Here is an 18,891-nt window from a genome sequence, read left to right as displayed (position 1 = left end):
CCGCTCTGAAAAGAGCGGCTAATACCGAACTATCTGACCACGAGATTTACCAGCTTGGAAGGAACATAGATTTCTTTGACCAGCTTCTTCCCATCGATCTCGGCGGAAACTTTCCCGTTCGCTTTTGCCTGGGAAAGAGCGTCCTCTTTCGAAATCTCCGCCGGAACCGACAAATGGGCCCGTACCTTGCCGTTTACCTGAACGGCGATCTCGACCGTTTCCTCCGTGCACTTGGCTTCATCGTATTTCGGCCACTCCTGCTGGCAGACCATCCCATCGAATTTCTGATTGGCCCAGACTTCTTCGCAGACATGGGGTGCAAACAGATTGAGCAGCATGGTAAAGACGCGAAGTTCCCCCTTTGTAATGGAGCCTACGGCGGTAATGTCATTAATCAGCGACATCAGCGCGGCAATCGCCGTATTAAACTTCAGGTTCTCGACATCTTCCCCTACTTTTTTAATGGCCTTGTTAAACGGAACCTCCAACTCTGGGCGGATGCCCTCTCCATCGCAGACAATTTCCTGAAGATTCCAGAACCGCTCAATAAAGCGGCGGCAGCCTTTAATTCCGTTGGTGCTCCACGGCGCGGCTTTTTCGAAATCGCCGATAAACATTTCGTAAAGGCGCATGGTATCCGCGCCGTAAGCAGTCACAATATCATCCGGATTGACGACATTGCCGCGCGACTTGCTCATTTTTTCGCCGTTTTCGCCGAGGATCATTCCGTGGCTGGTACGTTTGGCATACGGTTCCGGAGTCGGCACCACACCAATATCATAAAGGAATTTATGCCAGAAGCGGCTGTACAGCACATGAAGCGTTGTATGCTCCATTCCGCCGTTATACCAGTCGACGGGCGTCCAGTATTTCAGGGCGTCGTCTCCCGCCAAAGCGTCGTGGCTATGCGCGTCGGTATAGCGCAGAAAATACCAGGAAGAACCTGCCCACTGGGGCATCGTGTCGGTTTCCCTCTTGGCCGGACCGCCGCAGCGCGGGCAGGTGGTATTGACCCAGTCGGTCATATGCGCCAGCGGCGATTCCCCGTTGTCCGTCGGCTCATAGGATTTCACGTTCGGCAGGCGAACCGGCAGCTCACTCTCGGGAACGGCGACATATCCGCACTTCTCGCAGTGAACGATTGGAATCGGTTCCCCCCAGTAACGCTGGCGCGAAAACACCCAGTCGCGCAGTTTAAAGTTGACTTTGGAACGTCCGATGCCCTTCTCCGTCAGAAATTCTATGATCTTTTTCTTTGCCTCTTCGACGGATAATCCGTCAAGGATTCCCGAGTTGACCAGAATTCCGGTTCCGCAGTCCGTAAAGGCTTCTTTCTGTACATTTCCGCCCTGGACGACTTCAATGATGGGAAGATTGAACTTCTTGGCAAATTCCCAGTCGCGGGTATCATGAGCCGGCACGGCCATGATTGCTCCGGTTCCGTAAGAAACCAGGACATAGTCGGAAATAAAAATCGGTATTTCCGTTCCGTTGACCGGGTTGATCGCGCGGATCCCGTCAAGACGGACTCCGGTTTTATCTTTTGCAACCTCCGTACGTTCAAAATCCGATTTTTTGGAAGCGGCCTCCTGATAGGCGGCCACTTCATCCGCATTCCGAATCAGCCCTTTCCATTTTTCCAGAAGGGGATGTTCGGGTGAAACCACCATATAGGTTACGCCGTAGAGTGTGTCGGGGCGCGTGGTATATACCGTAAGACAGTCGCCGGCAGTCGTTTTGAAGTCCACCTCGGCTCCCGTGGAACGGCCGATCCAGTTGATCTGCTGTGACTTCACGCGGTCGGGATAGTCCACCAGAGCAAGGTCGTCAATCAGCCGCTGTGCGTATTCCGTGATTTTCAGCATCCACTGTGATTTTACCTTGCGAACCACTTCGCTGCCGCAGCGTTCACATACGCCGTTGACCACCTCTTCGTTCGCAAGAACGCATTTGCAGGAGGTGCACCAGTTGACGGCCATTTCTTTCTTATAGGCCAGACCGTGCTTAAACAGCTGCAAAAAAATCCACTGTGTCCATTTATAATACTCCGGGTCGGTTGTATTGATCTCGCGCGTCCAGTCGAACGACAGGCCCAGCGATTGAAGCTGTTGTTTGAATCTCGCGACATTCTTCTTGGTAACTTCCGCAGGATGAACATGGTTTTTAATCGCGTAGTTTTCGCTGGGCAGTCCAAACGCGTCCCAGCCGATCGGATACAGAACATTGTAACCCTGCATACGGCGCTTGCGCGCGATAATATCCATCGCGGTATACGATCTTGGATGCCCCACATGAAGTCCCTGACCCGAAGGATACGGAAATTCGATCAGCGTATAGTATTTCGGCCTATCGTGGCTGTCGGAGGCGTGAAATACCCCGGCTTTCTCCCAACGGTCCTGCCATTTTTTTTCGATTTGCCTGTGATCATATTTCATTGATTATTCGCCCCTACATTGTATCATTTTCACGGCCGGGTAACAGGCCGAACAGCAAGTCATTCTATCATTTTTGAAAGGTCCACGATTTCTCCGTCCTGCCAGAGCCTGTCCAGATCGTAAAAATTCCTGGATTCCTCCGTAAACACATGGACCACTACATTCCCATAGTCAAGCAGGACCCATGAATTTGACCGGTAACCTTCTTTGTGCCCGGGGTTCAGCCCGGATTCCCCAAGCTGAAACTCCGTTTCATCCGCAAGCGATTTCACATGCGTGCTGCTCGTACCGGTCGCAAGAACAAAATAATCCGCAAGAATCGAAACGTCTCGGATTCCAATAACTTTGAGATTCTTTGCCTTTTTACTGTCCAGTATTTTCGCAGCCTGCACGGCCAGTTCCAGTGACGTCATTCTCAACAACCTTTCTGATTTGTGTCGATGGATAAATTCTGCAATATTGTTTGATTATAGACCGCAATCGTATCCGGGTGAATCGGTCGTCTGGCATCCGCCAGATCCTTTACCGTAAAAACGATTCCCTCGATCATAGCCTGTTCCAAACTGTTTTTCGCGGCTTGCCGCAACTTATCCACACCGGGGTAATCTCTGTCATCCGAAATAAAATCCGCAATAAACAGGATCTTATCCAGAAGAGTCATGTTTTTACGTCCGGTTGTATGGTAACGCACGGCCTGCAGGATTTCAGGGTCGGTTACCCCGAGTTCACGGCGGATATATTCCGACGCCAAAATCGCATGCCACAGCTTCGGCGCGTTTTTTTCAACATCCGTAAGCCGGATCCCGTACTGCCTCATTCGTTCTTTTTGCTCTTCCTGCGGAAGGTCTTTCATGATATCGTGAAGAATCCCCGCGGTTTCCGCTTTTTTTTCATCCGCGCCGTATTTTTGAGCCAGGGATACCGCAGCGCGGGCAACGCACACGGAATGCTCGTAGCGCTTGTCTCCAAGAAGACCGCGAATAGCCGATTTATATGATTCCAGATTCATTTTGCTCCTCCAAATACAGATGATGGTGATAGATATAATCGGCGACGGCAGTCGGGACGTAATCCAGCAAATCTTCGCCTCTTCTAACGGCGTCGCGAACTATTGTGGAGGAAATCGGCAAATATTGAATATCGCAGATCATTGTTTTCGCTCCATTCTTAACGGCCCTCTCCGCATACGACCGCAGCGCGGAACAACCGCGGCTGCTTCTCGGCGCGGAACACACCGTTGCCAGCGAGTAAATGACCTCCGGCTCGTGCCAGTCGTGCAGGGTCAGAAACATGTCCTCGCCCGTGATAAAAAAAAGCTCCGCGTCCGGATTTTCCCTTTTTACTGCCCGCAGTGTGTCGGAAGTATAGCTGGGGCCGGTTCTTCTGATCTCCATATCGCTGACCTCAAATCCGTCCGGCAGTACTGCCAGTCTGCACATTTCAAGCCGATCCCGCGCAGGTGCAAGATTCGGCGCGATTTTATGCGGCGGAGTCCCCGTGGGAATCAGCAGCACGCGGTCGGCGCCAATGATCTGTTGAAATCGGCGCACCAAATGCAGGTGGCCGTTATGGATCGGATTAAAGGTTCCGCCCATGACCGCTATTTTCCGCATTGTTTCACCCGGCATTCCCTTATTTTTTTATCATATTACTTTTTTCCCTGTTTGGGAAGTACTATTTTAGGATCCTTTTCATTTCTTCTGTATAAAACAAATCTGGAACCGATTACCTGAACGGATTCGGCCCGAACCAAACCGGCGATTTGATCCGCCGCCTCTCTTGCGGAAACGGGGGATGTTTCCAGGACTCTGCCCTTGATCAGTTCCCTGGCGGTCAGCGCATCATCCGCCTGCTTGATTAAATCGTCGCCAATGCCGGATTTTCCCACAATTAAAATCGTGTCGATCGGATTGGCCAGCGAGCGCAGATAAGCGCGCTGTTTTCCAGTCAGCATTTTCATTGCTCCTCATATTTTTTCAATTTTTCGGCAAATTCACGCAATGCTCGTCCCCTGTGGCTGATTTTATCCTTTTCGTCCCCGGACAGCTCCCCGAATGACCGGCCGCCAACCAAAAACAGAGGGTCATATCCAAAGCCGCCGGAACCTCTTGGGGAAAAGGCAATGGAACCCTCACATTCGCCGCGCGCCGTAATGATGTCTCCGTTTGGAAAGACACAGCAAATCGCACAGACGAACCGTGCGCTTCTTTTCTCCGCCGGAAGATCGCGGAGCGCATGGAGAAGCTTTCGGTTGCAGTCTTCACTGCTTGCCCCTTCTCCGGCATATCGGGCGGAGTAAACGCCCGGCTCTCCGTTTAAAATGTCCACCGCAAGCCCGGAGTCATCCGCAACGGCCGGCAGGCCGGTGGCCCTGCACGCCGCATCCGCCTTTAAAAATGCGTTTTCTTCAAATGTGCTCCCGGTTTCTTCCACCTCGTCCAGCTTTGCGGTTGTTACCGTCACGGACAGAGGAGATAAAATCCGTTCGAATTCCTTGATCTTATCCGGATTATGCGTCGCTATGATCAGTTTCATTCGTTTCTTCCTGCCTTTCGAACAGCGCCCTTGCAAATTGGTCCGCGTCGAACGTCTGCAAATCGTCCACCTGTTCCCCGACTCCGATAAACTTAACAGGCAGGCCTAATTCTTCGCGGATGGAGAGGACAACGCCGCCCTTGGGCGTCCCATCCAGCTTGGTCAGAACGATTCCGGTAATCTCGGCGGCTGACTGAAATTCCCGCGCCTGGCTGACGGCGTTCTGTCCGGTGGCCGCGTCGAGGACCAGAAGAACCTCCCGGTCCGCGTCCGGCGCCTCTCTCTGGATGACACGGCTGATTTTTGAAAGCTCTTCCATCAGGTTCTTTTTATTGTGAAGCCGCCCGGCCGTGTCGCAGATCACCACATCAGCTTCGCGCGCCTTTGCGGCCGCGATGGAATCAAACACCACGGACGCCGGGTCGCTGCCCTGCGTCTGCTTGACCAGTTCCGCCCCGGAGCGCTGCGCCCAAACTTCAAGCTGCTCGATCGCGGCCGCGCGGAAGGTGTCTGCCGCCCCCAGAATCACTTTTTTTCCCTGACTTCCGAGCAGTGCCGCAAGCTTGCCGATCGTTGTTGTTTTCCCTACGCCGTTGACTCCGATCACCAGAATCACGGACGGCTTTGTCCCGATTTTCAGCTCTTCTCCGCCCCGGAGCATATCCGCTACAATCGTGCGCAGCAGATCATAAACGTCGTTTGGGTCTTTGACGCCCTGTTCTTTGACCTTCCGGCGCAGCTCTTCGCAGACACGGCCGGCGGTTTCGACCCCGACGTCGCCCATAATTAAAAGTTCTTCCAATTCCTCAAACAGAGATTCGTCTATTTTTGTGAAGGAGTTCAGCATGGCCGAAACGGATGCGCTCATGCTTTCCCTGGTCTTTTTCAGACCGTCCCTGATTTTCGAAAATAATCCCATGGCTCCCCCTTTCCGCCCCTTAAGGCCTGATTCCCATTTTTGTTTCTATTTCTGAAGCGGGCATCTCCAGCATTTTGGAAACGCCCTCGTCCTGCATGGTCACGCCGTACAGGACGTCGGCTTCCTCCATGCTGCCGCGCCGGTGCGTGATGACGATGAACTGCGTGTTCGCGGTCATCCTCCGAAGATAGGCGGCAAAACGGTCGACGTTCACATCGTCAAGCGCCGCCTCGATTTCATCCAGCACGCAGAACGGCGGCGGATTTACTTTCATAATCGCAAAATAAAGCGCGATTGCGACCAGCGCCTTTTCGCCGCCGGACAGAGCCTCCAGATGAGAAACGATCTTACCCGGCGGTTGTACGGAAATTTCAATACCGGAGTTCAGCACGTCGTCGGGCTCACTGAGGGAAAGCCCTGCCTTACCTCCGGCGAACAGGTCACGGAAGGTTTCCGAAAAATAACGGTTGATCTGTTCAAACCGGCCCGCAAACAGGTCCTTCATCCGTTCGGTCAGCCCTCCGATGAGCTTTTTCAGCTCATCCCTGGACTGTTCCACGTCCGTGATCTGCGCTTTCATAAACTCATAACGCTCGGATACTTCCCGATACTCCTCGACTGCGGAAAGGTTCACCGTACCAAGCAATTTGATCCGGCCCTTCAATTCGTTCAGCCTTCGCTGAGCTTCTTTCGGGTCCGACGCGGGCTCCGCTTCCTGTTCCGCTTCCCTGCGGGTCAGTTCGTATTCCTCCCAGAGGTGTGAAATGATTTCATCGTATTCCTTCTGCAGGCTGGTCCGGCGCTCTTCCAGGCGGGCAAGCTCGTGACCGATTTTTTCTTTTTCCTCCGATTTTTCACGTTCGGCCGCACGCAGCTCCACCGATTTCTTTTCCAGCTCCATGCGTTCCTGACTGAGTTCTTCTGCTTTTTGGGATGCCTGAGCCGATTGAAGCTTTAATTCTTCCGCTTCTTTGCCAAGACTTTCTATTCTGGCGGTCAGTTCGGCCGTGGAAGCTTCGATTGATTTTATTTCGTCCGCCAATGCGCCGAGCTTTTCTTTCTGGCCCAGTCTGCGTTCTTCCAACTCTCTTGCGGTTTCTTTTAAAGACTCTGCATCCTTTTGAGCGGAAAGCCTGTCCAGCTCGATTTGTTTCAGGGAAGAGGTCAGTTCGTCCAACTGAGCCGTGAGTTCCCTTCGGTTGCCGCCCGCTTTTTCCAGTTCGGCTTTTAGTGCCTCGACGCGGCCGTTCAATTCTTCGGATTTCTGCCGAGCGCCGCGAACGGTTTCTTCCTGTTCTTTCAGGCGCGTCTCGGCCGTCGCCTCTTCCCGGCGAAGGTTTTCGGCGCCTTTTTCAGCGGACTGCAGATCCGCAAGAATTCTGCGGTGTTCCGCATCGGCATGGATTTTTTCCTCCTGCGCGGTCGCAAGTTCCCCTTTTGCCGTCGAGAGGGCCGCTTCCTCCGCAGACACCTCCTGTGCCGCCGATTTCAGCGCTTCCGAGGATTGTTCCGCCTTACCGCGAAGCTCCCCGGCCTTTTTTTTCAGAGTTTCGATCTCTGCGGCCCTGCTCAAAAGTCCCGAGTTTTTTGCGAGCGAGCCGCCTGTCAGCGAGCCGCCCGCGTTTACCACCTGGCCGTCCAGCGTAACCACGCGGAAACGGTATCCGAATTTTCCGGCGATGGCAACGGCGAAATCCAGATTTTCCGCTACCGCGATTCTACCCAGAAGAGAATTCAAAATCTCCTGATATTGGGGATCACAGGAGCATAATTCGGAAGCAACTCCGACAAATCCCGGGCAGGAAGACAAACCCGACTCCGAAAGGACTCTGCCCCGTATCACGGAAAGCGGAAGGAATGTGGCACGTCCCGAATTTCGTTCTTTCAGCAGGCCGATCGCGCGTTTCGCGTCCTGTTCCGTGCCGACGACGACATTCTGCATGGAAGCGCCGAGCGCCGTTTCAATGGCGACGGAATAATCTTTCGGAACGCGGATCAGTCGGGAAACCGGCCCGTGGATTCCGGTCAGCGCACCGCGAGCGGTTTCTTTCATCACAACCTTCACGCTCTGGGAAAAGCCCTCAAGATTGCGTTCCAGATCTTCCAGCAGACGGGCTCTGCGCAGATGCTCTTCCAGATCCAGGCGAAGGCTGTCGCTTTGCCTGCGGGAGGCTTCCAACCGGTCTTTTCGGGATTTCAGGCGCATCTCATGGCCCTGAACGGTGTTGCCGAGCGTTTTGATCAGCTGATTCAGGTTTTCCAGTTTTTGTAGATATTCTTCCTCTTTTTTCCTCAGCGATTCATTTCTGGAGTCTGTTTCCTCCATGTTTTTATGTATCTCGTTCAAACGAAGCCGGATTTCCGCAATAGAGGCGGCCGCAGTCATTTCATTCATCTTTACGTCCGTGGCCTTTGCGGAAAGATTTGTCATCTCGCGGGTAAAGCCGTCCATCCTGCCCGCCGTTTCGTTCAGGCTGTTCTTCAGTTGCTCCAGCCGCTCGGAACAGTCGGCAAAATCTGCGTCTCTCGACCTGATGGATTCTGTCTTCTCTGCAATTTGTCTTTTCTTATCCTCTATCATCCGAAGCAGTTCTTCTCCGGAAAGACGGTACTGCTCGATTTCGGACCCGATCCGTTCCTTATTCTCATTGTTATGCAAAATATCGTTTTTTAAAACGGAAGCCTCCGCGTCCTTCTGTACGGCGCTTTCATCCAGCGAAGTGCTTTCTCTTCTGGTCTCGTCTATTTTTGCAGAGCACTGATTCGAACGGCTGAAGATCTTTTCCAATTCCTCATCCAAAGCCAGAATTGCCTGTTCCGCTGCTTCGTGCTGCGTCTTCGCCGCAAGAATTTTATCCTCCTGCTCCCGCAGAGTGAGCGAAGACTGGGTTAATGTCCTCAGCCACAGGCTGATTTCCAGCTTTCGTTTTTCCTCCGCAAGCTTGAGGTATTCCTTCGCTTTTTCCGCCTGTTCGCCCAGCGGCCCGACGCGGCTTTCGAGTTCGGCAAGGATGTCGTTGAGGCGTACCAGATTGTCTTCCGCCTGGGATAAGCGGCGTTCCGACTCTTCTCTGCGGTAGCGAAATCGGGAAATTCCGGCGGCTTCTTCAAAAATTTCCCTGCGGTCCTCGCTGCGCGCCGCCACAATCGCGTCGATTTTTCCCTGGCCGATCATGGAATACCCGTCCCTGCCCAGGCCGGTGTCCATAAACAGCTCGTTGATATCCTTCAGCCTGACATTTGTCTTGTTGATCAGGTATTCGCTTTCTCCGGAGCGGTAATATCTCCGCGTTACGGAAACACTGTCGGAATCGAAAGGAAGCTGACGCCCGGTGTTGTCGATATTCAGGGTAACCTCGGCAAAGCCGAGCGCCTTGCGCGCCGGCGTTCCGCCGAATATGACGTCCTCCATTTTTGTACAGCGCAGAGAACGGACGGATTGTTCCCCAAGGACCCATCGAACCGCGTCGCTGATATTGCTTTTTCCGCTTCCGTTTGGGCCGACAACCGCTGTGATGCCGTTGTGGAAGGTAAGCGTTGTCCGGTCCGGAAACGTCTTAAATCCCTGTAGTTCCAGCGATTTCAGCAGCAAATCCTTTTCCCTCCATCCAAATCAATTTGAAATTCCCTTTGCTTTAACGATAAATTCCGTTCCACTTTCGCGGAATATCCAAGCGCCGAGAGCGCCTGAAGATTCCTCTTTTTTTGCCCGACCGCAACGGAGACGCCCGTAGGGTTGACCCGAATGGTGATATTGCCCTCCGGCACCTGATTCTCACGAAGGGCGCGTATGATCCGGTCAAGCATTCGTCTGCTTTCGCAAAGCTCGCGGAAAGCGGGATGCCACGGCCCCGCAAGCATATCGCGCTCCAGTTCGGGAGACGCATGCAGGCCAAGGCGAATCACAGGGATGTGTTTTCCCTCAAAAAGGTCCAGCAGATTGGCGCACAAGCCGACCGTTTCTTCCAGACCGGGAGGGCAGTATTTCCCCTCCCGGTACAGTTCGCCCAGTTTTGTCCCTTTCAGGACAATCGTCGGATAAATCCTCACACAGTCGGGATTCAGAGCTGCAATCTGTTTCGCGGTCGCGACAGCGCCGGACAGGGTGTCGCCGTACAGGCCCGTCATCATCTGGAGCCCAAGGAAAAAGCCCTGTGAGCGAATCAGGGCGGCCGCAGTCCTTACCTGTTCCGCGGTATGCCCTCTTTCATTCAGTTCAAGGACTCGGTCGTCCATGCTCTGCGCGCCAAGCTCGATGGTCGTTACTCCGTATTCCCGCAGAACGGACAGAACCTCACGGTCGATCGCGTCCGGGCGCGTGGAAATCCGGATTCCCGCGAAAGAACCGCTTTTCACATAAGGGTACGCCGCTTCCAGAAGAGAGATCATGTAATTGCGTTCCACAGCGGTAAAGCTGCCGCCAAAGAAGGCGATTTCGGCAAATTTCGATTTCTGCCCCAAATCGGACAGCGCCGTTTCCACGGCGGAAACAACATCCGCCGCTTCCGGCTGAAAGGCTTTTCCCGTAATCGTTTTCTGACTGCAAAAACTGCACGCGTGCGGACAGCCGTTGTTTGGTACAAAAAGAGCTACGTTTGCGTGACGCATCAGTACCCCATCAGTTCCAGCGCCTCGCGCGCCGCCTGCTGCTCCGCCTCTTTTTTGCTTCGGCCCCCGCCTTTGCCAATCACATTATGGTCCAGACAGACCTCGACTGTGAAATGCTTGTCATGATCAGGTCCGCTTTCCCCGGTCAGGACGTATTCCAGCGTTTCCTCAGGATTTTTCTGCACGATTTCCTGCAGCGACGTTTTATAATCTTTAAAAATTTTCGGCTTTGTCTCCTTTAAGAGAGGCAGAACAAAACGCAGCACAAATTTGCGGCTTTCATCCATCCCGCCGTCCAGATAAATCGCGGCGGTAATCGATTCAAAAGCATCCGCAAGAATGGAAGAACGGGTTCTTCCGCCTGAGTTCTGTTCTCCCCGGCTTAACAAAAGATATTTGCCCACGCCGAGCTGACGTGAAAACCCGCAGCACGCCTTTTCACAGACCAGCGCCGCTCTCTTTTTGGTCAGGTCCCCCTCCGGCAGACGGGGAAAACTCTTATACAGATAATCCGCCACCACCAGCCCGAGAATGGAATCTCCTAAAAACTCCAGTCTCTCATTGCTCCCGCCGGGGACTTTATTTTCATTCGCAAAAGAGGAGTGGGTCAACGCAGTTTTCAGGTAATCTTTGTTTTTAAAATGGTATCCGAGCTTTTCTTCCAGTTCGGTCAATCAGTCCGCCCCCAGTCCTAATTTTTTATTTTTCGTCCGCTCCGTATCTTGCTATGCTGGAAGCGATTTCGTCAACCACATTGCCTTCCACATAGGCTTTCGTCAGCCGCAGAGCATTGTATACTGTTTTTGCCTTCGCACTGCCATGGGTTTTGAATACGGGCTTTGAGCATCCCATCAGCGGCGCTCCGCCGTATTCGTTGTAATCGAAATTTTGTTTGAGTGCCTTTATATCGCCGAGCACGACGGCGGCAGCCAGCTTGTTTTTCACGCTGTGTGTGAAAATGTCCTTCAGCTTCCCCATCAGCATCAGCGCGACGCCCTCGTACAGCTTTAAGATGACATTGCCCGTAAACCCGTCCGCCACAATGACGTCTCCGGCGTTGTCCGGGATATCGCGGGCTTCGATGTTGCCGACAAAATTGAGGCCGGAATTTTTGAGCAAAGCAAACGAACTGTGCTGGAGCTCGCCGCCTTTGTGGTCCTCCACACCGATATTTGCAAGCGCGACGCGGGGTCGTTTTATCCCCATAACCTTTTCCATATAAATGGAGCCCATGATGCCGAACTGCTGCAGCATTTCAGGTTTGCAGTCCACGTTTGCGCCGCTGTCGATAAGCATAAAGCATCCTTTGTTTTTCGGCATAATAGGGGCAAATGCAATCCGGCGCACTCCCTTGATTCGCTTAACAATCAGTGTGGCCCCGACAACCAGAGCGCCGCTGTTCCCTCCGGAAACAAAGGCGTCTCCTTTCCCCTGCGCAAGCAAACGAAGTCCCAGGGCCATGGAACAATCCGATTTTGCTTTCATGATATCCCCGGCGGAATCCTCCATGGTAATGACGTCGGGAGCGTCGCAGATTTCCATCCGTTCGAGCGATATGCCGTTCTCCTGCGCGACCCTGCGGATCTCCTGTTCGCGGCCGGTCAGAACGATATCGACGCCCAGGCCTTTCACGGCGTCCGCGCATCCCCTGATAATTTCAAGCGGAGCGTTATCGCCGCCAAATGCGTCAACGATGATTTTCATATCCAGCACCTCGATTCAAATGAGCATATTTTATTTTTCGGTCAGAGCCCGGTCCAGGTCTTCCAGCGCCCGGGCAGCCAAAGCAGCGTAGCGTTCCCGCTTGTCCCGGATTTTTTCCGGAAGCGGAGGAATCACGCCGAAATTAGCCCCCATCGGCTGAAAATCACCGGCTCCACCGGATTCAACGTAGCGGCTCAGAGCACCGATCATGGTTGTTTCCGGCAATACGAGGGGAGACTTGCCGCGCTGTCGCCGAACCGCGTTCATTCCGGCCATGATCCCGGAAGCGGCGGATTCCATGTATCCCTCCACACCCGTGATCTGTCCCGCGAAAAACAAGTCCGGATTCTTTCTGAAAGCAAAACCGGACGACAGAACCGTCGGAGAATTCAGAAACGTATTGCGGTGCATCACCCCGTACCGCGCGTATTCTGCATGCTCCAGTCCGGGAATCATTCCAAACACGCGTTTTTGTTCCGCAAATTTCAGATTGGTCTGAAACCCCACCAGATTATACAAGGTCCCGGATTCGTTTTCCTGCCGAAGCTGAAGCACGGCCCACGGGCGGTGCCCGGTCATGGGATCCCGCAGGCCAACCGGCTTCATCGGTCCGAACCGGATGGTATCCGGCCCCCGGCGCGCCATAATCTCCACCGGCATGCAGCCCTCGTAGACCTTCGGGTCGGCCGCGTCGAATTCATGGAGCGGGGCGCGTTGGGCATGGACCAGTTCCTCATAAAACCGTTCGTACTCCTCACGGTTCATCGGGCAGTTCAGGTATGCGGCGTCGTCTCCCCTTTCATAGCGGGAGGCAGCGAAAATCCGCTCCTTATTCAGGCTTTCCGCCGTTACAATCGGTGCGGCCGCGTCAAAAAAGCTCAGACTCCCGTCGCATAAAGCGGATATCTTTCCGGCCAGCGCATCGGAGGTTAAAGGTCCTGTTGCAATGACCGCGATTCCATCCGCCGGGATTTCGTTCACTTCTTCCCGGCGAATCTGAATCATCGGATGGGATACGACTTTTTCCGTCACCTTCCGTGCAAAAAGGTCGCGGTCAACCGCAAGCGCGCCGCCGGCGGGAACACGGCAGGAATCCACGCAGGACAAAAGCAAAGAGCCGAGCCTTTTCATTTCAGCCTTTAATAGGCCCGCGGCGCTTTCCGTCCTCTCGGCTTTCAGGGAATTGGAACAGACCAATTCCGCGAAGTTTTCGCTGTGGTGCGCGGGCGAAAAGCGAAGCGGCTTCATTTCATAAAGCTCAACGGGAATTCCGGCCTCGGCAATTTTCCACGCCGCCTCGCAGCCGGCAAGGCCGGCGCCGACTACCCGGATCCTCATTCTTCCTCCGTCTTTTCAAAACCGCAGTCAGGCGTGACACAGTACAGCTTTGGATTCTTCCCTTTTTTCTTCAGGAGGGTCTTGCCGCACCTTGGGCACTTTTCCTTGGAGGGTTCGTCCCACGAAACGAAATCGCAGTTCGGGTAATTGGAGCAGCCGTAAAAAACGCGGCCTTTTTTTGTCTTTTTCACAATGACTTTACCGCCGCACTTCGGGCATTCCGCGCCGGTTTCCTGCACGTATTTTTTTACATTTTTGCATTCCGGATATCCGGGGCAAGCAAGGAATTTACCGTAACGGCCGTTTTTAATGACCATATGCCGCCCGCATTTTTCACAGATGACGTCGGTCACATCCTCCTTGAGCTGGATTTTGACCCCCTGCATCTCCTCTTTCGCGGTCTTCAGCGTTTGGTCGAAGTCCCCGTAGAAATCTTCAAGGGTTTCCACCCAATTTGTTTTGCCGCTTTGAACCTCGTCAAGATTGCTTTCCACCTGCGCGGTGAATTTGATGTTTACGATTTTAGGGAATCGCTCTTTCATCAGGTTGGTTACGGTTTCGCCCAGCTCGGTCGGCTTCAGGGCTTTCCCGTCCCTTACCACATATTCCCTTCCCGTTATGGTTGAAATCGTCGCGGCATAAGTGGACGGGCGGCCGATCCCGTTTTCCTCCAGCGCCTTAATCAGCGACGCTTCCGTAAAACGCGGGGGCGGCTGTGTAAAATGCTGACTGCCCGCAATCTCTTTCAATTTCAACGGCATTCCGTTCTCCAGGGGCGGCAGCGAAACTCCGGCTTCGTCCTTTTCGTCCTTCGCCTCTTCGTAAAGCACGGTAAAGCCGTCGAACGTTACGGTAAACCCGGACGCTTTAAAGATGTAATTCTTCGCCTGAATCTCGGCCTGCGTGGTACTCTGCAGGCAGTTTGACATCTGGCTTGCCAGAAAGCGTTCCCAAATCAGTTTGTAAAGCTTATACTGGTCGGAGGACAGGCTTTCCTTGACTTTTTCCGGCGGAAGGGACGGCATGGAAGGGCGAATCGCCTCGTGACCGTCCTGCGCGTTGGCTCTGGATTTAAAGTGGCGGGGGGCATCCGGAAGATATTTGTCGCCCCATCGCTCACGGATATAATCACTTGCTTCATGAATGGCGTCTTCCGAGATGCGAAGGGAGTCCGTCCTCATGTAAGTGATCAGACCGACCGCTCCGAGTCCCGGGACTTCCACGCCTTCGTACAGCTCCTGCGCCGCCTTCATCGTTCTTCTCGCCTGAAAGCCAAGCCTGCGCGAGGCTTCCTGCTGGAGCGTTGAAGTGATAAACGGAGGGGCCGGAGATTTGCGTCGTGTTCCCTTTTTCACTTTAACAATGTTAAAATCGGCGTCCTTCAGATCTTCCAGAATCCGGTTGGATTCCTCTTCGCTGGAGATTTTCATTTTGCCGTTTGTGTCGCCGTAAAAACTTGCGGCAAAAATTTTGCGGGAGCCCTTGGGGATAAACTTCGCGTCGATCGTCCAGTATTCTTCCGGAACAAAACTGCGGATCTCGTTTTCCCTGTCCACAATGATTCGAACCGCAACCGACTGCACACGTCCGGCGGAGAGACCGCGCCTGATTTTCTGGGACAGGAACGGGCTGAGCTTGTAACCGACCAACCGGTCCAAAATCCGGCGGGCCTGCTGTGCGTTCACCAAGTCAATGTCAATGTTTCTCGGATTCTGCATTCCGTTCGTAACGCCGGTTTTTGTAATTTCATTAAAAGTAACCCGGTTTTTCTGGTCCATATCAAGGCCAAGAATATATGCCAAATGCCACGAAATCGCCTCTCCCTCCCGATCGGGGTCGGTGGCAAGCAGGATGGAATCGCTTTTTTCAGCAAGATCCTTCAGGTCCTGAACCAGTTTTTCCTTACCTTTAATAATCTCGTATTTTGGCTTAAATTTATTTTTTATATCTACGCTCAACCGATTTTCGGGCAGATCGCGCACATGCCCCATGGAAGCAACGACATCAAAACCGGTTCCCAGATATTTTTTAATTGTTTTTGCTTTTGCCGGGGATTCAACGATCACCAGCTTGGACATAAAACCACCTCTTATTATTAAGCATTTTCTGTCTCATCCCAAAGAATGCAGAGGAAAACTACGAGCGACGCAGGCTGTATCTGCGGCCTGAATGGGATTCAATTACGCCTTCCAATTCCAATTCGGTCACGGCGGAAAGGAGCCGCGCAGCCGGTATCTGTGTACTTTCAGACAATTCGGCAATCTGACGCGGCCTGTCTGTTAAGCCGGACAATAGTATTTGCGCATCCGGTGAAAATTTATCCGCACAGATTTCCTTCTGCTTTTTATCTTCTTTGAAAGAATCGCATTTCGCGCCATTCTCTTCTATAATAACATTTGTTTTTGTATCGTCAAGAAAAAATTTACTTTTTATCCATTCAGGATATTCTTCAAGGATCTCTTTTGCCCCGCTGACAGGCTTTGCTCCGGACTTAATCAGGCTGTTGACTCCCGCCGAAACAGGGCTGAAAATACCTGCCGGGACGGCAAAAACATCGCGCCCCTGTTCCAGAGCGTAATCCGCCGTAATCAAAGATCCGCTCCTTGCCGCGGCCTCAACGACAAGAGTGCCGAGAGAAAGCCCCGAGATAATTCGGTTGCGGATGGGAAAATTCGATCCGGACGCCTGTGTCTGCGGTGGAAATTCGGAAATCAGCACGCCTTTGACCGCAATGGTATCCCGCAGGGCGGCATTTGCCGCCAGATACGCCGTATCGATGCCGCAGCCAAGAATGCAAGCGGTTTTTCCGCCCGCCTGAAGCGCCCCCTGATGCGCCGCCGTATCAATGCCAAGCGCGCCGCCGCTGACGATGATCACATCATTTTTCGCAAGCTCATAGGCGAAGCTTCGGGCAATCGTTTTTCCGGTTTGCGTAGCCTTTCTGGTTCCGACAATCGAGATTGCAGGTTCTCTGCTGAAATCGGGAAGAGCTCCCTTATAATAAAGCGCGCACGGCGGATTGTGAATCTGCCGCAGCTGAGCCGGATATTCATCGCAGTCCGGGGTGACGACCTTCTGCCCTATTTGATCGCAGTACCGTAAAAGCGCCTGCGCGTCGGAAACGGAGTATGACTCCATGCCGCGGAGTTCTTTCGCCGTGAAGTAGCCTTCCAACAGCCATGCTTCCCGGCCTCCGCAATAAAATTCCTCCAGATTATTCCAGCCCTCCAGAACGCGGTTTGGCTTGGAGCTGCCCGCTCCAAGGGCATGCTGCAGCCACAGCCAATATGCTCTCGGGTCAAAATCACTCATAAACCAGCGCCTCCCGCCCGGTTCCTCATCATTTCCCAAATCAAAACGGCCGCAGCAGCGGACGCGTTCAGGGATTCCGCTCTTCCCAGCATAGGAATGGTAACCTGAACGGAACACGCCTTTCGGGTTTCCTCCGTCAGCCCGTTGCCCTCGTTTCCGACCGTAAGCACGCACGGAACGGAAAAATTCATTTTTGTCACGGGCAGAGCGTCCGAATCCGGAACCGCCGCAGCGGTGAGAAAGCCCCGGCGGTTCAGCCCCAAAAACGCCGAGGGCAAATTTTCTTCCACAAAAACAGGCATACGAAATACAGCCCCCATCGATGCGCGAAGCACCTTTGGAGAATATATATCGCAACAGCTTCCACCCAATATGACCCCGTAAACCCCAAGAGCTTCCGCCGTACGGAGAATCGTTCCCATATTAGCGGGATCCTGCAAATTTTCGAGTGCGAGATACGGACCGCTCCTGTTTAGATCGGCAATATGCTGAATTTTCCGCGGCATTTCACAAACGCAGAAAATACCCTGAGGCGACTTTGTACAGGACAGCGCCTGCGCTGCCTGCGGGCCGACAAGATAAACCTCCCGCGCGGTTTTCAGAACGGAGGACAGATACTTCGCGTATTTCTCCCCGGCGCGTTCCGTATAAAGCAGTTTTTGCACCGCAACGCCGCTGCATGCCGCGTCCGAACAAAGCCGCGCGCCTTCCAGAAAATACAGTCCGCGTTCTCTGCGGTAATCCGCGGAACCGGAAAGCCGTATTGCCGATTGAATGATTTCATTTCTGCGGCTCAAAATTATTTCGGGCATTCGCAAGAACTCCCAACGGATAAAATGAGCGCCCGGAACCAACCGGGCGCAGTAAGTGATTATTTAAACAGCGGATTTTGCTTTTTCAACCAGACTCTTAAACGCAGCCTCATCCGCAACGGCGATTTCAGCAAGCATTTTGCGGTTCAGCGCAACGCCGGCTTTTTTCAGTCCGTTCATGAACATGGAGTAGCTGACGCCGTTTGCCCGGCAGGCAGCCGAGATTCTGGTAATCCACAGACGGCGAAAGTCCCTTTTTCTGGCCTTGCGTCCGATAAACGCATAGTTGCCGGACTTCATGACGGCCTGTTTCGCCATTTTAAAATGACGGCTCTTGGAACCGAAATAACCCTTTGCGAGTTTTAACGTCTTTTTTCTTCTTTTGCGCGTCATCAATGCGCCCTTAACACGTGCCATTCTATTACCTCCAATAAATGGTCAATTTCCATTTTCCAAGCAGTCTTTACTTATAGGGAATCAGCTTTTTAATGCTTGCCACATTCGTCTTGTCGGCGGAAACCGTCTTGCGCAGACCGCGTTTGCGCTTTGTGGACTTTTTATTGAGAATGTGCGATTTATTGGCATGAGCGCGGATAACTTTACCGTTTTTGGACAGCTTAAAGCGCTTTTTTGCGCCGGTATGTGTTTTGATTTTAGGCATGACTGCCCCTCCTTAAAACTTTACTTAACGGGTTTGGAAGCAAGGAACATCAACATGTTGCGTCCTTCCAGCTTAGGCGGTTTTTCAACGTTTGCAATTTCACTCAGAGCCTCGGCAAAGCGTTTCATAATTTCATAGCCCTGTTCCGGATGGCCCATCTCGCGTCCGCGAAAACGAATAGAAGCCTTTACCTTGTCTCCGCTTTTCAGAAATTTCTCCGCATGGCCGAGCTTCGTATGGAAGTCGTGAACATCAATATTCAGCGAAAGACGAATTTCCTTAATATCAACGATATGCTGATTTTTTCTGGCTTCCTTTTCACGTTTGGCCTGCTCAAATCTGAATTTGCCGTAATCAATGATCTTACAGACCGGCGGACTGGCCTGAGGAGCAATCTTCACCAGGTCCAGATTCATTTCCATGGCTTTCTGCAGGGCCTGCGCGGATGACATCAGGCCGAGCTGGCTGCCGTCCGAACCGATTAACCGCACCTGCCTGTCGCGGATTTGTTCGTTAACCTGAAGTTCCTTGTTGCTAATAGTTAAGCACCTCCATAACACGTCAATC

At 52.9% G+C, this 18,891-nt stretch carries 18 protein-coding genes; all 18 read right to left on the bottom strand.

Features of this window, described 5'->3' with window-relative positions:
• Positions 1–29 precede the first annotated feature (29 nt).
• A complete protein-coding gene (gene leuS / locus CAFE_RS13250; RefSeq protein WP_066650530.1) occupies positions 30–2,435 on the bottom strand; it encodes a leucine--tRNA ligase in 2,406 nt (801 codons plus the stop codon).
• A gap of 59 nt (positions 2,436–2,494) precedes the next feature.
• Positions 2,495–2,848 (bottom strand): ribosome silencing factor, encoded by a 354-nt coding sequence (rsfS, locus tag CAFE_RS13245; RefSeq protein WP_066650531.1) that lies wholly within the window; start codon positions 2,846–2,848, stop codon positions 2,495–2,497.
• A gap of 2 nt (positions 2,849–2,850) precedes the next feature.
• Complete coding sequence (yqeK, locus tag CAFE_RS13240) at positions 2,851–3,444, bottom strand: bis(5'-nucleosyl)-tetraphosphatase (symmetrical) YqeK (RefSeq protein WP_066650532.1); 594 nt, start codon at positions 3,442–3,444, stop codon at positions 2,851–2,853.
• On the bottom strand, positions 3,425–4,048 hold the full coding sequence (gene nadD, locus CAFE_RS13235; RefSeq protein WP_066650622.1) for a nicotinate-nucleotide adenylyltransferase: 624 nt from the start codon (positions 4,046–4,048) through the stop codon (positions 3,425–3,427). Before nadD ends, yqeK begins: the two co-directional genes overlap by 20 nt.
• A gap of 35 nt (positions 4,049–4,083) precedes the next feature.
• A complete protein-coding gene (locus CAFE_RS13230; protein ID WP_066650533.1) occupies positions 4,084–4,389 on the bottom strand; it encodes a YhbY family RNA-binding protein in 306 nt (101 codons plus the stop codon).
• A gap of 2 nt (positions 4,390–4,391) precedes the next feature.
• A complete protein-coding gene (gene rdgB, locus CAFE_RS13225) occupies positions 4,392–4,970 on the bottom strand; it encodes an RdgB/HAM1 family non-canonical purine NTP pyrophosphatase (protein WP_066650534.1) in 579 nt (192 codons plus the stop codon).
• Positions 4,945–5,889, bottom strand: coding sequence for a signal recognition particle-docking protein FtsY (gene ftsY, locus CAFE_RS13220; protein WP_066650537.1), 945 nt, complete (start codon positions 5,887–5,889; stop codon positions 4,945–4,947). The genes rdgB and ftsY overlap by 26 nt, the downstream gene beginning before the upstream one ends.
• Positions 5,890–5,908: 19 nt before the next feature.
• Positions 5,909–9,481: a chromosome segregation protein SMC gene (smc, locus tag CAFE_RS13215; protein ID WP_156990921.1), complete on the bottom strand. Its 3,573-nt coding sequence runs from the start codon at positions 9,479–9,481 to the stop codon at positions 5,909–5,911.
• The gene (locus CAFE_RS13210; RefSeq protein WP_156990920.1) at positions 9,472–10,497 is read right to left on the bottom strand and encodes an elongator complex protein 3; all 1,026 of its coding nucleotides are present in this window, start codon (positions 10,495–10,497) and stop codon (positions 9,472–9,474) included. Before CAFE_RS13210 ends, smc begins: the two co-directional genes overlap by 10 nt.
• Positions 10,497–11,171 (bottom strand): ribonuclease III, encoded by a 675-nt coding sequence (rnc, locus tag CAFE_RS13205; RefSeq protein WP_156990919.1) that lies wholly within the window; start codon positions 11,169–11,171, stop codon positions 10,497–10,499. The genes CAFE_RS13210 and rnc overlap by 1 nt, the downstream gene beginning before the upstream one ends.
• Positions 11,172–11,196: 25 nt before the next feature.
• Positions 11,197–12,201 (bottom strand): phosphate acyltransferase PlsX, encoded by a 1,005-nt coding sequence (plsX, locus tag CAFE_RS13200; protein ID WP_156990918.1) that lies wholly within the window; start codon positions 12,199–12,201, stop codon positions 11,197–11,199.
• A 30-nt stretch (positions 12,202–12,231) separates the two neighbouring features.
• A complete protein-coding gene (trmFO, locus tag CAFE_RS13195) occupies positions 12,232–13,539 on the bottom strand; it encodes a methylenetetrahydrofolate--tRNA-(uracil(54)-C(5))-methyltransferase (FADH(2)-oxidizing) TrmFO (protein WP_066650547.1) in 1,308 nt (435 codons plus the stop codon).
• Positions 13,536–15,617 carry a type I DNA topoisomerase gene (gene topA / locus CAFE_RS13190; RefSeq protein WP_066650549.1) on the bottom strand — a complete coding sequence of 694 codons (2,082 nt, stop codon included), beginning with the start codon at positions 15,615–15,617 and terminating at the stop codon, positions 13,536–13,538. Before topA ends, trmFO begins: the two co-directional genes overlap by 4 nt.
• 58 nt (positions 15,618–15,675) lie before the next feature.
• Positions 15,676–16,851 carry a DNA-processing protein DprA gene (gene dprA, locus CAFE_RS13185; RefSeq protein WP_156990917.1) on the bottom strand — a complete coding sequence of 392 codons (1,176 nt, stop codon included), beginning with the start codon at positions 16,849–16,851 and terminating at the stop codon, positions 15,676–15,678.
• Positions 16,848–17,663 (bottom strand): TrmH family RNA methyltransferase, encoded by an 816-nt coding sequence (locus CAFE_RS13180; RefSeq protein ID WP_156990916.1) that lies wholly within the window; start codon positions 17,661–17,663, stop codon positions 16,848–16,850. The genes dprA and CAFE_RS13180 overlap by 4 nt, the downstream gene beginning before the upstream one ends.
• A 63-nt stretch (positions 17,664–17,726) precedes the next feature.
• Positions 17,727–18,080: a 50S ribosomal protein L20 gene (gene rplT / locus CAFE_RS13175; RefSeq protein WP_066650555.1), complete on the bottom strand. Its 354-nt coding sequence runs from the start codon at positions 18,078–18,080 to the stop codon at positions 17,727–17,729.
• Between the two features lie 46 nt (positions 18,081–18,126).
• Complete coding sequence (rpmI, locus tag CAFE_RS13170; protein ID WP_066650556.1) at positions 18,127–18,324, bottom strand: 50S ribosomal protein L35; 198 nt, start codon at positions 18,322–18,324, stop codon at positions 18,127–18,129.
• Positions 18,325–18,344: 20 nt separating this feature from the next.
• Positions 18,345–18,884: a translation initiation factor IF-3 gene (infC, locus tag CAFE_RS13165; RefSeq protein ID WP_413814437.1), complete on the bottom strand. Its 540-nt coding sequence runs from the start codon at positions 18,882–18,884 to the stop codon at positions 18,345–18,347.
• Positions 18,885–18,891 lie beyond the last annotated feature (7 nt).

It is taken from the genome of Caproicibacter fermentans (assembly GCF_009746625.1).
Taxonomy (GTDB): domain Bacteria; phylum Bacillota; class Clostridia; order Oscillospirales; family Acutalibacteraceae; genus Caproicibacter; species Caproicibacter fermentans.
This window is presented reverse-complemented; position numbering and strand designations above follow the sequence as displayed.

Bases quoted from the DNA above. Each gene is read 5' to 3' on its own strand.
- yqeK (WP_066650532.1), bottom strand. From the start codon at position 3,444: ATGAATCTGGAATCATATAAATCGGCTATTCGCGGTCTTCTTGGAGAC.
- nadD (WP_066650622.1), bottom strand. From the start codon at position 4,048: ATGCGGAAAATAGCGGTCATGGGCGGAACCTTTAATCCGATCCATAAC.
- trmFO (WP_066650547.1), bottom strand. From the start codon at position 13,539: ATGAGGATCCGGGTAGTCGGCGCCGGCCTTGCCGGCTGCGAGGCGGCG.
- rsfS (WP_066650531.1), bottom strand. From the start codon at position 2,848: ATGACGTCACTGGAACTGGCCGTGCAGGCTGCGAAAATACTGGACAGT.
- leuS (WP_066650530.1), bottom strand. From the start codon at position 2,435: ATGAAATATGATCACAGGCAAATCGAAAAAAAATGGCAGGACCGTTGG.
- rpmI (WP_066650556.1), bottom strand. From the start codon at position 18,324: ATGCCTAAAATCAAAACACATACCGGCGCAAAAAAGCGCTTTAAGCTG.
- rplT (WP_066650555.1), bottom strand. From the start codon at position 18,080: ATGGCACGTGTTAAGGGCGCATTGATGACGCGCAAAAGAAGAAAAAAG.
- CAFE_RS13210 (WP_156990920.1), bottom strand. From the start codon at position 10,497: ATGCGTCACGCAAACGTAGCTCTTTTTGTACCAAACAACGGCTGTCCG.
- CAFE_RS13230 (WP_066650533.1), bottom strand. From the start codon at position 4,389: ATGCTGACTGGAAAACAGCGCGCTTATCTGCGCTCGCTGGCCAATCCG.
- topA (WP_066650549.1), bottom strand. From the start codon at position 15,617: ATGTCCAAGCTGGTGATCGTTGAATCCCCGGCAAAAGCAAAAACAATT.
- CAFE_RS13180 (WP_156990916.1), bottom strand. From the start codon at position 17,663: ATGCCCGAAATAATTTTGAGCCGCAGAAATGAAATCATTCAATCGGCA.
- dprA (WP_156990917.1), bottom strand. From the start codon at position 16,851: ATGAGTGATTTTGACCCGAGAGCATATTGGCTGTGGCTGCAGCATGCC.
- ftsY (WP_066650537.1), bottom strand. From the start codon at position 5,889: ATGGGATTATTTTCGAAAATCAGGGACGGTCTGAAAAAGACCAGGGAA.
- rdgB (WP_066650534.1), bottom strand. From the start codon at position 4,970: ATGAAACTGATCATAGCGACGCATAATCCGGATAAGATCAAGGAATTC.
- plsX (WP_156990918.1), bottom strand. From the start codon at position 12,201: ATGAAAATCATCGTTGACGCATTTGGCGGCGATAACGCTCCGCTTGAA.